The organism is Emticicia fontis (genome assembly GCF_054779675.1).
The window spans coordinates 77,282-92,872 of sequence record NZ_BAAGXU010000007.1 but is presented as its reverse complement, the minus strand read 5'-3'; the positions used below and the strand labels follow the sequence as shown (position 1 = coordinate 92,872).

The 15,591-nt window shown below is 42.4% G+C and carries 12 protein-coding genes; 1 reads left to right on the top strand and 11 read right to left on the bottom strand.

Going from position 1 to position 15,591, the window contains the following annotated elements; all coding sequences use genetic code 11:
• Position 1: 1 nt before the first annotated feature.
• Positions 2 to 136: a 3-coathanger stack domain-containing protein gene (locus ACYVFA_RS05695; protein ID WP_460470845.1), complete on the top strand. Its 135-nt coding sequence runs from the start codon at positions 2 to 4 to the stop codon at positions 134 to 136.
• A 341-nt stretch (positions 137 to 477) separates the two neighbouring features.
• Here ACYVFA_RS05695 and lodB read toward each other — a convergent pair whose 3' ends face one another.
• The 11 genes from lodB to ACYVFA_RS05640 all read right to left on the bottom strand — a co-directional run bounded on the left by lodB (position 478) and on the right by ACYVFA_RS05640 (position 15,512).
• On the bottom strand, positions 478 to 1,635 hold the full coding sequence (gene lodB, locus ACYVFA_RS05690) for a lysine-epsilon-oxidase maturase LodB (RefSeq protein WP_460470843.1): 1,158 nt from the start codon (positions 1,633 to 1,635) through the stop codon (positions 478 to 480).
• A complete protein-coding gene (gene lodA / locus ACYVFA_RS05685) occupies positions 1,635 to 3,677 on the bottom strand; it encodes a CTQ-dependent lysine 6-oxidase LodA (protein ID WP_460470842.1) in 2,043 nt (680 codons plus the stop codon). Before lodA ends, lodB begins: the two co-directional genes overlap by 1 nt.
• A 239-nt stretch (positions 3,678 to 3,916) precedes the next feature.
• Entirely contained in the window at positions 3,917 to 4,357 is a 441-nt protein-coding gene (locus tag ACYVFA_RS05680) for a hypothetical protein (RefSeq protein ID WP_460470841.1), read from the bottom strand.
• Between the two features lie 29 nt (positions 4,358 to 4,386).
• The gene (locus tag ACYVFA_RS05675; protein ID WP_460470840.1) at positions 4,387 to 5,487 is read right to left on the bottom strand and encodes an efflux RND transporter periplasmic adaptor subunit; all 1,101 of its coding nucleotides are present in this window, start codon (positions 5,485 to 5,487) and stop codon (positions 4,387 to 4,389) included.
• Entirely contained in the window at positions 5,468 to 8,686 is a 3,219-nt protein-coding gene (locus ACYVFA_RS05670; protein WP_460470839.1) for an efflux RND transporter permease subunit, read from the bottom strand. Before ACYVFA_RS05670 ends, ACYVFA_RS05675 begins: the two co-directional genes overlap by 20 nt.
• A gap of 49 nt (positions 8,687 to 8,735) precedes the next feature.
• Positions 8,736 to 10,133, bottom strand: coding sequence for a TolC family protein (locus ACYVFA_RS05665; RefSeq protein ID WP_460470838.1), 1,398 nt, complete (start codon positions 10,131 to 10,133; stop codon positions 8,736 to 8,738).
• 111 nt (positions 10,134 to 10,244) lie between these two features.
• A complete protein-coding gene (locus ACYVFA_RS05660) occupies positions 10,245 to 11,618 on the bottom strand; it encodes a sensor histidine kinase (RefSeq protein WP_460470837.1) in 1,374 nt (457 codons plus the stop codon).
• Positions 11,619 to 11,752: 134 nt separating this feature from the next.
• Complete coding sequence (locus ACYVFA_RS05655; protein WP_460470836.1) at positions 11,753 to 12,445, bottom strand: response regulator transcription factor; 693 nt, start codon at positions 12,443 to 12,445, stop codon at positions 11,753 to 11,755.
• Positions 12,446 to 12,619: 174 nt separating this feature from the next.
• Positions 12,620 to 13,084, bottom strand: a complete 465-nt coding sequence (locus ACYVFA_RS05650) for a lipocalin/fatty acid-binding family protein (protein WP_460470835.1) — start codon at positions 13,082 to 13,084, stop codon at positions 12,620 to 12,622.
• Between the two features lie 23 nt (positions 13,085 to 13,107).
• Positions 13,108 to 14,142 carry a cytochrome d ubiquinol oxidase subunit II gene (gene cydB / locus ACYVFA_RS05645; RefSeq protein ID WP_460470834.1) on the bottom strand — a complete coding sequence of 345 codons (1,035 nt, stop codon included), beginning with the start codon at positions 14,140 to 14,142 and terminating at the stop codon, positions 13,108 to 13,110.
• A complete protein-coding gene (locus tag ACYVFA_RS05640; protein WP_460470833.1) occupies positions 14,142 to 15,512 on the bottom strand; it encodes a cytochrome ubiquinol oxidase subunit I in 1,371 nt (456 codons plus the stop codon). Before ACYVFA_RS05640 ends, cydB begins: the two co-directional genes overlap by 1 nt.
• Between the last annotated feature and the right edge of the window lie 79 nt (positions 15,513 to 15,591).

The window sequence follows — 15,591 nt, the reverse complement described above, 5'->3', positions numbered from 1 at the left end:
GATTAATGCAGATAATAAGATTATATCACCTGCCAATGTGACTTACAATGCGGGGAAATCAATTGTACTGAATCCGGGATTTGAGTCAGCAACAGGAAGTGTTTTCAAGGCTCAGATACAAGGGTGTAATAATTGATAGTAATAAGAACTATCTTGTAGGAAATTCAAGGATAAAGCTTAGCAGTGTAAAAGCGGCTAAGCTTTATCTTTATATGCAGCCCCACTATCTGCCATAAATCCTGATATAAGTATAATTGCTTTATCTGCCTGATAGCTTAGGTTCGTAGGGAAGTGATATTATTATCCGCATTAATCTGCATTGAGGCGTACACATTAAAGTTGCTTGTAATATTAGTGGTCAGGTTCTTTGCCGCAAGAATAGCTGATAAGAAATTCCTAAGCCATTCGACCACGTATAGCTATTTCCTCCAATACCTGTTCTGGAAATATCATGTTTGACATATGCTGCAATTGGTTTTATTGTACCGCAAAAAAGGTTGTTTCTTTATTCCATCTATTCTCTAATGGTAAGGAATGTCGTCTCATCCAGAATGGCGCATCCTTCCACCGGAATTCCTTTCTGTAAAACTCACATTTTTGTTCAAGAAATTGATTGTAAATAGCTTTGAGATCGTTCCGGTAAGTTAAAATTGCTGATTGATGACCGTTGTTGAAATCGATTAAGGTCCTGGCACCATTACAACCTGAGGTAAGAGCAAAACCTATTCCCATTGATGAAATGGGATCAAAAGACACAGCAGCATCTCCAATGGCCAGGAAATTCTGTCGCTGGTATGATTCTACAACCTGAGAGAACGCATTTCTGATCCATAATTGTCCTTCGGCGTTTGCGTTTCTTAAAAGCTTTTTGATATGCTTTGTTTGAGAAAGCAAATAATTCCAGTTCTCATTTTTTTGCAACTGAAGATTCTTTGCTATATCCGCATCGGTAAAAAAGGTGATGTTGACACGAGCGTTGGGTAGCGCCGAGCAATACCACCAACCCTCACTCATAGTTTCCAAATAAATCTCCTGCATGAGCTGCTGGTCAGAATGAAAAGTGGCAAAAGTACCCACACCAACAAGACTGTCAGCTTTCACTGTATTGATGCCTAATTGCCTGCTAATACTTGATTGGCGCCCGGTAGCATCTATCAGGTATCTGGAGTGTAACAGGATTTCTCCTTGCGTTTCGTGTTCAATTTTAACATTCCATTTCCCATCCGAGGTTTGTCCTAATAGTTTAACGCGACTTCTGGGCATTATCTGTGCTCCTGCCTGTGCAGCTCTTTCCACAAGATGCAAGTCGAATTTCTCGCGGTCAAGTTGATAGCTTTGTCCGTTCAGAGAAAAAATTGAATGCCTTGATCTCATATTTTCACTGCCCCAGGCCGCCATAGAGCCATAGCCATCCAGAAAGCAATCTTTATCAAAATCTTCTCGTTTGATACCGATATAAGCCAGAATATCAAAAATACTGCTACTCACCTGTTCTCCAACTTTCAGGTTTTCGAAAGAAGAATTTTCAACGATTGCTACTTTTAACGATGAATAATGCAGAATGCTCATTGCTGCGGCAGTTCCGGCAGGCCCAGCACCAGCAATGAGCACATCTGTTCTTATACTTTTTGCCATTATCTTCTGTTTCTGGTTCCTGAACGAGGTTTGAGCAAACCTACGGTTTCAATAGTTTTGAATGCTTTTTCTTCCAGAAAACTCACGAGTAATGCCCCTTTCAGGCTTTTTCTCTTGACTTTTTCCTTATCAGGTTCTATGAAAAATACAGGAATGGTTGTCTCATCGTCAGCAGGATTATGACTGACATTGCCGACAGGCATGTTTTCAAAGGTGAAAAGGTCGTTATTTCGCTCAGTCTCCACCAGATAAGGATAGGTTTTGTTGCCACCGTTCACATCTCTGATAAAGCCCAACGAGTACCAGTATTCAACCATTTGCGTAAAACTATTGATACCTCGGGCATAGTTCATCTGCTGTCCGGCAGGCACATTGGTTTTGGCCTGCCCCTCTGCTGTAAACTCACCTACTAATACATCCCAAGGGCTTTGAGGTGGCCACCAATAAGTATAATAGGTCGGAGGTAGTGGAACTGTATCTCCATTTGGATCTGTAATTTTATTGACAGAGGGGTCTGTAAAGTTAATATATTGGATCGTACACTGGAAGAAATCAGCCTGCCAAGGACAAGCCATTCTTTTGGTAAGATCACCCGGCTCACAGCCTCCACCTTCGCATTCGTCCCGCGTCGGGGTCAGGCCGTTTGCAAAGTAATAGGCTTCATCCTGATAATGCTTAATAATATACGGAGACTCATAAACCGCAGGGTTTTGCATACTCCAGGTTACTTCTATACCCGGACACATCGGAAGCCCCACACAATTACCCACACTGGCAGAATCCATCGGGCTTACAGAATATGGAGTATAATTCTTATCATTGGTAAAATTACCATTTGCCCATTGTCCCATCAAAAACAATTGCGTATCATTTAAGGCCATGAACTTCATGATATTGATATTGCTCACCGAATTGCTGCCTGAGTTCAGAATCATCATCGGGAATCGGGCATCACCGTCCATTTTGAAAAGTTGTTCCTGCGGAAGATAATCCGGATTGGGCGGTTGTGCATCGGCTTGTCTGAAATAAGCGTAATAAGCCTGACGATTTTCAAGATTATCTTCTGATGGATCGGAATAATCAAAAGCATTGCTGGTAAAGGCCATCATCGGCTGAACGTTGGCTACCCACTGGTATCGGCTGATTCTATTAATAATAGGAAGAATATCACGTTGGAAATTAGCACAGTAGCCCGTATTCCATTCTCCACCTTTACACATATCGGGTACAAGATCAAAACATCTCACGCCTACATCAAACATCGTATCACTCAGGTTAGAAATATTTACAATCTCAGGTGCAAAGTCAGGCGAACCCACTATTATCCAGGCACTTAGTGCAACAGAAGTGCCATCAGTATAAATTACATTGCAATAGACTGGTCCGTCAGAAATATCATCATGCCAGGTGCTTGAGCCCCCGTAGCTTGTCAGAGGTTCGTCACCTCCGGCATTGCCATAGCCACCTAAAACTACAAGCCTGCCTGATTTATCGGTTAATAAATTACCCAGAGTTGTTACTGCTGATCCATATTTAGGGTTCTGGCTTGGATACTGAGCCGGATAACCTGCGGGAACAGTATCCTGGCTGAATCCGATGGATTGATCACGGCCGGTAATGCTTCTCGGACCCGGATCAATGAATAAGGTTTGTCTTGCCTGCCCCGTAACATCAGGATTCCGCAATGGAATATTCTGATTCTGGTAGCTATTGCTTTGGCCATATAATAGGTTTCCCTGAAGTTCGGAATATTGATACCATTCAGCTTTCTTACTGGCCAAATGCACTGTCCATTCAATGGATTGGATATTCGGAGAGTCAAGCGTTATTTCCTCGCCATTTTCATCATAAATACTGAAAGGCTGGCCTTGTCTTTTAATCAGACCTGTGGCATCTTTAAATTGTGAGATAGGTCCGGTGGCATTACCATTATTATCGGCATCATAAGGCAGACCTCCAATGGTTGTGGGGGCAAGGCAGATTTCGGTGGTACTATTGCCTAGCCTGGCAATACCCACCGATGGGTGTAAAATTAGGTTCATTTTTAATAGATAGAATGAGATTGGTAGATTATTATCCCAATTTCAAGCCAGCGCTTGTTGTCGGTCTGTAAAAGTAGAAATTATATTCAGGTAGAAGACAAGTATAAATACCTGATTTTATTAGTTGGTATTGAAAAGTATTTGTTGGTTGTAGTTTTAAAAATAGTGATACGTCCAACACTTCACTAATTGGCTTCACCACGATTTATTTAATCAGGGTGTTTTTATAACATATATCCTCACCGACCATAAATAACAAAATTACCTACAATCATCCGATGCTCAATTCCGTTGTATTCGTCTTCCAGTATTACCTTGAAAGTGCCTCCGATCCTGGTTGAATCCATTTGGGTAATTTCCAGAAACCCGCTGTCAACTTTGATTGGGTTAAAGTCGGAGCCATCACTATAAAAGATATTTTTAATAGCAAGATTAGGGTACCTGCCCGTCTGTGTCAGATCAGGCAGGTAGATGGAAAAATGCTCGTTTCTGAAACCATAGGCGTTCAGGCTTGCCTGTTTTTTGTCGGGCAACCAACTACACTCTATACGTTCCATTAATACATAGTCTTCGTCTTCTATAAACTTCACGCTCAGGTAAGCGTAAGGCTTTACCATTTCGCCCTTTTCACAAGCAAAACAGTACATACATAGCCACAGTATCAATAATCGTTTGCTCATTGCTATTTCTGCCTGACTCTGTGTGCTTATTAATTAGTCGTTTCCTTTATTTCGTCAGTAGCGTTAATAATCACCTGATCGCCACTTTGCAAGTCGCCATATACTTCTACGCGGTCAAGTGTCTGGTTTCCGGTGCTTACATCTATTTTTCGGATGTTCCCGTTAGTAGATACTAATACATATTTGCGTTCGGTAGAGGTCACTACGGCAGATTTTGGTACAATCAGCGCATTCTTATTGCCTTTTGAATACAACAATACATCGGCATACATTCCTGACGACAGCACTCCTGAACCGTTCAACACATCTACTTCAATTTTTTCGCTTCTGAGTTGCGAACTGATATTGCTTGATTTTCTGCTGATTTTGCCTTTGAGTTTTTTCCCTTGCAAGGCGCTCACGTAGAACGATAAGGTATCATGTTCATGCAGATTCACTGCCAGATGCTCCGGTACTTCTACCTGTAAGCGTAGGTGCTCTATCTGTTTTAATTCAAGCATGGATTTATCTTTCGCCATCGCGCTTACCAAAGCACCGGGGTGGATATTCCGCTCTGTAATCACGCCACTAAAAGGCGCTGTTACCTTCAGGTAGCTTAACATGGCCTTTTGCATATCCCAGTTAGCCTTTTCGGCATTGACCAAAGCGGTATCTGCATTCATTTTAGCTTTGATGGTCGATAAATCCATCGGAGAAATAGCACCTTTGGTTTTTGAGGCTTCGAGCAAACGTTGGTAATGCTCTTTATCAATCGAAAAATCTGCATTGGCTTTGGCATATTTTTCTTTAGCCAATAAGGCTGCCTGCTCCAACTCAGGGGCTTCCAGTTCCATCAATAAGCTGCCTTTGCTTACGTGTGAGCCGAGGTCGACCAATACACTTTTTACATAGCCATTTACTTTCGGAAAAAGGCTCACTTCCTGATAGGCCATTAATTGCGCAGGAAGTTTCAGCGTAGTAGGTACGCCACCGCTTTCAACAGTAGCAAACTGGTAAACAGGAGCCGAAGATTTCGGGCTTTCTACTTTCTTTTCTTCGGCTTTGTTTTCAGTACAGGCGCTTAGTATTACGCTTGCCAATACTACTATCAGACAGTATTTCATATGGATGTTAAATGCTTGTGTTTTCATTGTCGGGTAATAAGGAAACTGATTTGAAAGATGCTTTTTGTTGAATCCAGCCATAGACCAGCGGTACAATTAAGAGTGAGGCAAACGTAGAGAATATCAAGCCGCCGATAACGGCTCTGCCGAGTGGTGCCGATTGCTCACCTGCCTCTCCAAGCCCGCTCGCCATAGGTATCATTCCGGCAATCATGGCCAAACTGGTCATTAAGATTGGGCGGAAACGAACACTTGCGGCTGTTACGGCTGCCTTGAACGGATTTTGATAGCTAAGCCGTAGAGATTCGGCGTTGGTCACAATCAGGATGGCATTGGCTACTGATACCCCGATACTCATGATGATGCCCATATAAGACTGGAGATTAAGGGTAGCACCGGTAGCCATCAATAATAGTAAAGACCCCAGTAATACCGCCGGAACCGTTGATAAGACAGAGAAGGCTACCCCAAATGATTGGTAATTGGCGGCTAATAATAGCAGCACCACAATAATAGCTACACCTAAGCCTGTTTGAAGAGAGTCAAGCGTTTCGGTTAGCAATGATGCCATCCCTTTTACTTCTACAACCGTGCCTTTGGCGGGCTGTCCTAATTTATCTATGGTTTTCTTTACAGTGGCAGCCGCTTCGCCCAGGTCTTTTTTATAGATATTGGCACTTACGGTCAGGAATCTTCTTGGCCCCGTGCGGTCGTATTGTCCCGGAAGTGTATCAATCGACATCTGAGCTATATCTGACAGCACCGGACGGGCTTTGCCTTTTACCAATGAGATAGACTGTAATTGCTCCATCGAGTTCATGAGGTATTCCGGAACTTGTACCTGCACCTGATAGGTGTAGGAAACTTTCTGGTCGAGCCATTGTACTTTTTCGGTAAAGCGGCTGGATGAAGTAGCATCCGTAATACTTCGGGCTACCTCTTGCAGGTTCAGCCCCATCTGCGCCAGCCTGAATCGGTCGATATTGATTTTAATGACAGGGAATTTGAGCGGTTGGGCTATCTGTACATCACGCAGGTAACTTACCTGTTTAAGACTGTCAACCAATCTTCTTGAGTAGGCTTTTATATCCTCAAAATTCTTGCCTATTACCCGCACTTCAATAGGGGTAGATGCTCCCTGAGCCATGATTTTCTCGGTCAGCTCAATAGGCTCAAAAGATATTCTGATTTTTGGATAGGCTTTTTTGATATTGGCCCGAAGCTCGTCTTTTAAATCATCCAGATTACCCTTAAAATCTTCTCCCATATTAGCCTGCATAATGGCTTCGTGTGTTCCACTATTAAAGACATAGAGGTTACTTGAACCATAACTACTCGGAATAATGCCGATATAAACCGAAGAAATCTCCACTTTACCCTTGATGGTTGAGTCCATAATGGCTAAGATACCTTTTACATCACGTTCGGTTTTTTCAAGCCTTGTGCCTTCTGGTTCTTTGATACGTAATTGCACCTGTCCATTATTGGTTTTAGGCAATAGGTCTTTACCGATAATGAAAAAGCAGATACCCGAAGCAACCAATGTCAGGAGTAAGTAAAAACTCACAATCAGTTTTCTGCTGCGCATCCATCTTTCCAGAAGGTTTGCCAGGCTTACTTTTACTCTCTGGAAAAATGAATTATCATCTCCATGTTTGGTATCCTGTCGGGTGTGTTCATCTATTTCATCAATCTCTCCGCCATCTAGCGCCAGACCTGCATGCGCATGGAATTTGGTATGATGATATTGAAACATTTCTTCTTTCAACAACCAGTTAGAAATAACAGGCACAAGGGTTTGTGCTGCCACGAAAGAGACAATCATCGAAAACCCAATGGATAGAGATAAAGGCAGAAACATGGCTTTTGGTACGCCCGTCATCACAAATGATGGGGCAAACACCGCCAGAATACAAAGCAGGATTAAGAGTAGCGGGAAGGAGATTTCTTCACAGGCATCCAGTATCGCCTGCTTTTTAGTTTTTTCCATTTCGAGATGCTGATGGATATTTTCAATCGTTACTGTAGCCTGATCCACTAATACCCCAATGGCTAATGCCAGACCACTCAGTGTCATGATATTAACGGTTTGCCCAGCCAGTTTTAAGAATAATAAACCTATCAGAATCGAAATCGGAATTGTGATAATTACTACCAGACTACTACGCCAGTCTTTCAGAAAAAGCAATACCATGATTCCTGTCAGAACTGCCCCCAGAATACCCTCGGTCATTAAGCTCTTTACGGCATTTATTACGAATACAGACTGGTCGAACTCATAACTGATATTGACATCGTCTGGTAACAGAGCCTTCATTTCAGGCAATTTAGCTCTTAAGCCTTGTACTACTGACCAGGTTGAGGCATCGGCAGTTTTCACTATCGGAATATAAATAGAGCGCTTGCCATTGACCAGGGCATAATCTACCGTTACGTCGGCTGCATCAGATACTGTGGCTACATCGTGTATAAAAACAGTAGCTGAGCCACTGATACTCAGGGGTATGTCTTCAAAGTGCTGAACTTTTTCTTCCAATGAGTTTACACTCGTTACGTACATTAAATCATTGATACGCAGGTTGCCCGAGGGGGTCATGGCATTGTTTTTCGCAATGGATTCCACAACCTGGTCTGGAGAAAGATTGTATCTTCGGAGTTTTTCTGGGTCAACATTCACTACTATCGACCTTGAATTAGCTCCCAAAGCATGAGGCGCAGTAAGACCGGGTACTGTACCAAACATCGGGCGGATATAGGTAGAGGCTAAATCGTACATTTCTTTGAGCGATTTAGTCTTACTATCAAATACCAACTGACCGACAGGCATAGACGAAGCATCAAAACGAATTACCTGTGGGGGTAAAGCGCCCGGCGGGAAGAATTTTGAAGCACGGTTTACCTGTAAGGCTACCTGAGCCGATGCCTCGGCCATATCGGTATTTTCATAAAACGAAAGTTTGATAAACGTAAGCCCCTGTATATTCTTACTTTCAATGGTTTTAACCCCGTTGATATACAGGAACTGCTCCTGCATACGGGTAGCAAAGAAACCTTCCATTTGTTGAGGCGACATACCACCGTATGACTCCATGACATAAATAGTTGGCAGATTCAATTGTGGAAAAATATCAATTGGTATTTTCAGGATTGCCATGATACCAAACAGGAGCAATCCGAGAAATAACACGAGTATTGTGATGGGTCTTTTTAATGCAAGCCTTACCATATCAAGCGATTTTTATTTTCTGCCGGGCAGATGGGTGTTAAATTCATTCTTATTTATTATTAACCTGATTAAGGAAGATAGACAGATTGCCAACCGAAGCAGCCTTTAACAATAAAGCCCGCCAGACATTGTTTACTGCAATTGACTGGTCGACTTCTGCCCTGTTAAGTAAGAGAAAGGCTTGTGAAACCTCGGGTAAGGTAGCTAAACCAGATTCATAGCGGGCAGTAGCCTGCTGAAAAGCACCACGGGCAGCTGAGGTTTGCATAGGGGCTTCAAGCGCCTGCTCCATAGCCAGTTCAATCTGTATATTGGCATTTTCACTCTGGCTATTCAGCCGTAGTTCTTCTTCCTGTAATAAAAGCTGAAACTGTTCGGCTCTTTGTTGCTCAGCCGAAACCTGATGGCGAATGTTATAAATACGAGTCAGATTCCAACTGACACCGATGCCTAACAAGTAATTGCCTACCTGATAGCTGATACCATCTAAGAGCTTAGAACTATATGAATCACCCGAATTACTTACCCCCGAACCTCTGCCCCAGACAGAAGCATTCAAAACAATGCTTGGATAATATGACCTTCTGATGGCAACAGCACGAGATTTGATTAAGTCAATCTGCGAGCTATAAACTTTGAGCAGCGGATTCTGTGCTATATCAGGGAAATCTTTTAGCAGTGTGGGTAATTGCTGGTAAAACTGCATAGAATCGGCAGCCATATTGCCATTGGCTGAGCCCATTAATTGCCCTAAACGAATGCGCTGCGTGCGCTCGTTCTGCTGGCTTTGTAAGAGTAGGAGCTTCGCCTTAGAAACCTCGGCATTGGCAAATGAGCTATCGATACCTGCCCGTAAGCCTGAAATTACCTTGGCATTGGTAGCATCTTTGAATGTAATGGCTCTTTGCAGATTTACTTCCTGTATCCTGACCGTTTTCTGAAAAACCAATAGTGCCAGATAAGCATCTATCACCTTTACCTGTTGCTGAAAAATCTCGTTTTCGTAGTCGAACTGCTGGCGAGTGACTGTTTTCTGAGCAACCTCAATATTGGCTTTTATTTTGCCGAAAGTAAAAGCCTGCCAGTTTACTTGGAGATTGGTAAAACTACCCCAGACGGGCTGATAAATGTTTTCGGGACGGATACCACCTGAAACCGATGGGAATGGACTTTGTAGCGGGAAAACGGCTCCGGCAAGGCTATTGTTGGTTGCCAGTTGATATTGGTGTTGGGCAATTACATCAGGCAGACCTTCCGTCTGAGCGGCTTTCAGGGCAAATTCTGCTATATTTTTCTCGGCTCTTTTGGCTTTGATAGCAGGATAATTCTTGACCGCCAGGTCAATGGCTTCGGTCAGACCTATTTTTTGTGGTGTGGGTATTACCTGTTGGCTAAAAGCAAAACCCTGAATCAACAGACAACTGACAAACAAATACTTTTTCTTCATTTACAAAGGAAAATTAAGGCAGGTGTTATCAAAAACTCCTATTGGTGCATGTGCAGAAACAAAAGTCTGTTCACATCCTTAGAAAGTCCTTAGTACGACATTAAAAAATTCTTAAAGAGTCAGATGAGGTAAAAAAATTGTGAAAGCAGAGCCTTCGCCAGGCTGGCTTGCTACGGTAATGCGGCCACTGTGGAGTTCTATGATTTTCTGGCAGATAGCTAAGCCCACGCCAAAGCCCTGCATTTCAAAGGCATTTTCGCCACGATAAAAAGGCTCGAAAATATTGGGTAAGTCTGTTTGTGGAATCCCGATACCTTTGTCGACTATCTGAACAATAATATCTTTTTCATTAAAATCTATCAGCACCTCTACTGGTTGATGATTGCTGTATTTAACGGCATTGTCCAAAAGATTCAGAAAAGCATTTTTGAGCAGAGATTCATTGCCTTTCACGATGGTGAAATACTCTTCAGGCGGGATATTCACGAAGTTTGTTTTGATGATTGCATCCGGCTTATTGCTTTTCAGTTCATTCAGCAAGGTAAGAATGATTTCTTCAATGCGGATATTCTCGATTTTAGACAGATGAAAATTATCAATTGGCCGCGCCATTTGCAGCAGGCTATTCGATAGTAAAATCAGCTTATCGGTATCTTCCAGAATATTATGCAGGATTTTTTCATATTCAACTGAGCTTAGTTTTTCCTCTAACCCTAATTGCACTTCAGATTTGATACCTGCCAAAGGTGTGCGTAACTCGTGCGAAGCATGAGAGACAAAACTGCGTTGTTGTTCAAAACCCAGTTCGAGCCTGTTGAGCATCTGGTTAAAATTATGCGCTAGTTCGGCTATTTCATCTTTGTTCTTGCCCTCGTTTACCCGCTTTCGCAGATTCTGGGCAGTTATCTGGTCTATTTGCTGATTGATAGCCATGATGGGTCGTAGTGCTTGTCCGGCAAAAAACATCCCGCTGATGATTACCACGAGAATAATCAGCAAAAAGCTGATTAGTAATGTCTGGCGGAGGCTTTTCAGGTTGCTTTCTCCGTCTACATCAATACCGGATTCTATCACAATGAAGTTGTCAAACTTACCATCAAACAGAATTCCAAGGTTTTCACGGTCATTGATTTTAAACTCGACAGTGCTCTCCATCTTTATTCTGTCGAGCAGGGCTATATCAAAATCCTTGGGCACAGTTTCAGCATTCGAGAAAACCAGGTGATTTTTTGTATTGAAAATATAAACCTCTTCTCCATCCAGACGGTTGACAGAGGTTTTATCCATAATCCGGATTAGCTCCGGCGAGAAACCTTTTACATCAAACAATAATCGGGCAGTAGTAATGGCTCTTTTGCTTAATCTGCCCCGAAAGGTTTCCTGACGTTTCTGGTCTTCTCTATAATAGATAAAACCAGAAAAAATCAGCAGATTAAAAGCCACAATCAAAGAAAACTGCCAAACAATCTTATATCTGATTTTCATGAAAATTTAGTGAATGAGCGAATGTGTGATTGAGTGATTCTTATATTTCAATTATTACTTCGCACTGAAAGCGCACGTCAAACACCATTTTAGGTTTTACATTTTTCGGTTTTTCCTATGCCCTTTGCAAAAACTCATTCTTCCCGCAAAACATATCCTAAACCAGATTTGGTATGGATTAGTTTAGGCTCATAATCCTTGTCGATTTTTTTACGCAGATAGTTGATATATACCTCAATGATATTTGTGCTTGAATCAAAATTCAGATCCCATACATTTTCGGCTATATCCATTTTAGAAAGTACCCGTCCACGGTTTCTGACCAGATATTCTAATAAGGCAAATTCACGGGCGGTCAGGTCAATCATTTTACCTGAGCGCACCGCCACTTTTTTATCCAGATGAATCTCGAGGTCGGCCACCCGTAAAACTTCCTTGATGGCTCTTATCGGTGCATGGGAGTTGCGTCGTAATAAAGCATTGACGCGGGCAAATAATTCTCTGAAATCGAAGGGTTTTACTATATAATCATCAGCACCGTTGTCTAATCCTTCTACTTTGTCTTCTACCTCGCCAAAAGCTGTCAGCATTAATATGGGTAGTGTGGTCTTTTGCCCTCTGATGGCAAAACATACATCAAAACCGTTCATCAGAGGTAGGTTAATATCAAGAATAACCAGGTCAAAAGGCTCGGAAAGGGCTTTTTTTAGTCCCACGTGCCCGTCAAAAGCCACCTCTGTTAAAAAGCCCTTTTTTTCTAAGCCCTTTACCAGATTATCCGAAATCCGACGGTCGTCTTCAACAATAAGTATATTCCTTTTTTCCAATGATAGCTAAACGTGATTTTAATTTACCCGTGCAAGGTGAAATGAATAACTTAGAAAGTAATTAAGTTAGAATTAAAATTAGCTTAAAAGGTTGGCAAATAGAGAGACAAGTTAAAAACAGATAGCATATTTTATAATTATTATTTAAATAGAATTATCAAAATTCTTTTAGATTCAGTTTTTCAATTCCTGAATCGTACTTAAATACCCCCTCAACTCCTCATCCTTTTCCATCAAGCCCTTAATTTCTCGCAAGGTAGCCTCAGAAATCTCTGGTGTTCGGCTGATAATGTCAACCCCCGCTGGAGTAAATAAAGTTTTAGAAAAGGCAATTACGGCCCATTGGCCTTTAGAGTCTATCAAGGCTACACGCCATTCGCTTTTGAGTAAGCCTAAGATGCCTTTTCCGCGCCAGGTGAAGGCAGTGCTATCCTTTTCATCCTGAAAATCATAACCTGTAATGGTTTTTTCTTTGCCTTTTTTGAGGTATTTCACTTCATCGAGCAATACTTTTTTTCCTTTATGCGTGGTGATGGTATAGTTAAATGTCGGATGGGTTTTGTCTCCTTTGAGCCACATCGGGAAGTTGGTGTAACAGATAAACCAGGTACCTACTAAAGTTGTGAAGATGCTTTGCATGGATTAATGAGATTTATGGTGGATTAATAACTTGCGTCGTCCAGTTTTACTTTCCCTCTGAATGTCCAGAAAACGAAGGTAGTATAAGTAGCCACAATTGGTACGCCTATCACCGCAAATAGCAGAATGATTTTCAAGGATTTATCAGTCGATGATCCATTATGTACCGTGATGCTATAGGCAGGGTCAATGCTTGATAAAATGATATTCGGAAAAAGCCCGACAGCTACTAATACCATCAACATAGCCGTAACAAATGCTGACGACATAAAGGCGTAGCGATATTTGCGTCTGGCAATTTGCCGTGTAATATTAAAAACCGCCAGAATAGCCAGAACCGGAAAGGCAAACATATAGGGCACTTCTTTATAGCGCTCAGCCATGTGAGGCACATATAAAAGTGTCACGACTGAAGTGAGGGCAAACATCAATACAAAAAAGATAGTGGTGTTTTTTACTATAACCGTCAGCTTAGCATAAAGTCTGTTCTCGGTCTTCATTACCAGATAGATAGCCCCGTGCATCATAAATAAGCCCAGCGTAGTAAAGGCTATCATGATTGCATACGGATTGAAAAAATCACCTAAAGTGCCTCTGTAAACAAAGTTCTCATCAAGGGCTAATCCCTGAATGATATTGCCCAGGATAAGCCCCAATGATAAAGTCAGAATAATGCTTGATACACTATAACTGATATCCCAGGCTTTGCGCCACCAGAGCATCGGTTCTTTTGAGCGGAATTCAATAGAAATGGCTCTGAAAATGAGCATCACCAGAAATATCATAAAAGGCTCGTAGAAAGCCGAAAAGATGGTGGCATATACCAAGGGGAAACCAGCAAACAAAGCACCTCCGCCTATTACCAGCCATACTTCGTTGCCATCCCATACGGGGCCAATGGCATTGAGGGCTTTGCGGCGGCTCTCTTCTTTGTTGAAAAACAAATGCAGCGCACCTGCCCCCAGATCAAACCCATCCAGAATGGCATAGCCACTGAATATACCACCAATTACCAGAAACCACCAGGTGGCCAGATTGAGTCCAAGTATTGTTTCCATTATTTTAAAATCGGGTTATCACGTTTCGAATACTCAGGAATCATTTCATCATGCGCTTCAAGTCCATGTTTTATTTTCTTGTTGAGCAGATACAGGAACAGCACAAACAAAAGGGCATAGACTAAAGTAAACAAAATCAAAGAAAACAATACCTGCTCGGCTTTCAGTGATTGCGACAAGGCATCGGAAGTTCTCAATAGATTATATACCACCCAGGGTTGTCGCCCGACCTCAGCCGAATACCAGCCCAATTGATTGGCTATCTGGGGTAATAAAACTGCCCACGCAAAAATGTGAAGCAGCCATCGTTGTTCAAATAATTTCCCTCGCCACCAAAGAAAGGAAGCCAGCAATGTAAGACCGATTAAGGTCATGCCAATGGCTACCATGAGATGGTAAGTCTGAAAAACGAAATTAACAGCTGAAGGACGGTCTTCTTTCTTGAAGGCATTCAAACCTGTGACAGGCTTTTTGAAATCCTGATGAATCAGATAGCTTAATCCTCCGGGAACGCTGATTCCACTTACCTTCTGGGTCTTATTATTCACCCAACCCATCAGATACATATCGGCAACGGCCAGAGAATCATAGTGCCCCTCAAAAGCCGCCAGCTTGGCTGGCTGGTTTTTGGCTACCCCATCGGCTGAATGATGCCCGGTAAGTAATTGCATTAATGAAGAAATCGTAGCAACCACCAGGGCAATCTTGAAGCCTGATTTGGCCATTTCAAGGTGCTTGTTTCTCAGAATATAATAGGCATTGACACTCAGCACCAGAAAAGAACCAGCCAGAAATGCCCCGATAATAACGTGTGAAAGCCTGTCCATGCTTGATGGATTAAAGACCATTTCCCAGAAATCGGTTATGACTGCCCGGGCTTTCATGCCCTCTCCCTCAATTTTAAAACCTGCCGGAGTCTGTTGCCATGAATTGGCTACTACAATCCAGATGGCCGAAAACATTGAACCTAAAGCGACCATTAAAGTGGCAAAGAAATGTACCCGCGGGCTCACCCGATTCCAGCCAAAAATGAGAATCCCTAAAAAGCCTGATTCCAGTGCAAAGGCAAAGATACCTTCAGCGGCCAGTGCGCTGCCAAAAATATCGCCAACATAGCGCGAATAGACCGCCCAGTTGGTTCCGAATTCAAATTCCATAACAATGCCTGTGGCTACCCCAATACCAAAAATCAGGGCGAAGATACGTATCCAGAAACGGGTCATTTGTTCGTAAACCGGCTTGCCTGTACGAAGATAAAGACCCTCCATAATGACCATGACAATGCCCAAACCGATACTCAAAGGAGGATATATATAATGAAAGGCAACAGTGAAGGCAAACTGTATGCGTGAGAGTAGTTCAGTATTCATAAACCATGTGTTAGATGGGGGCGAATTTCAGACCCAAATGAATACGGAACAAGGAAAATCTGCTTTATTTTTGCCAGAG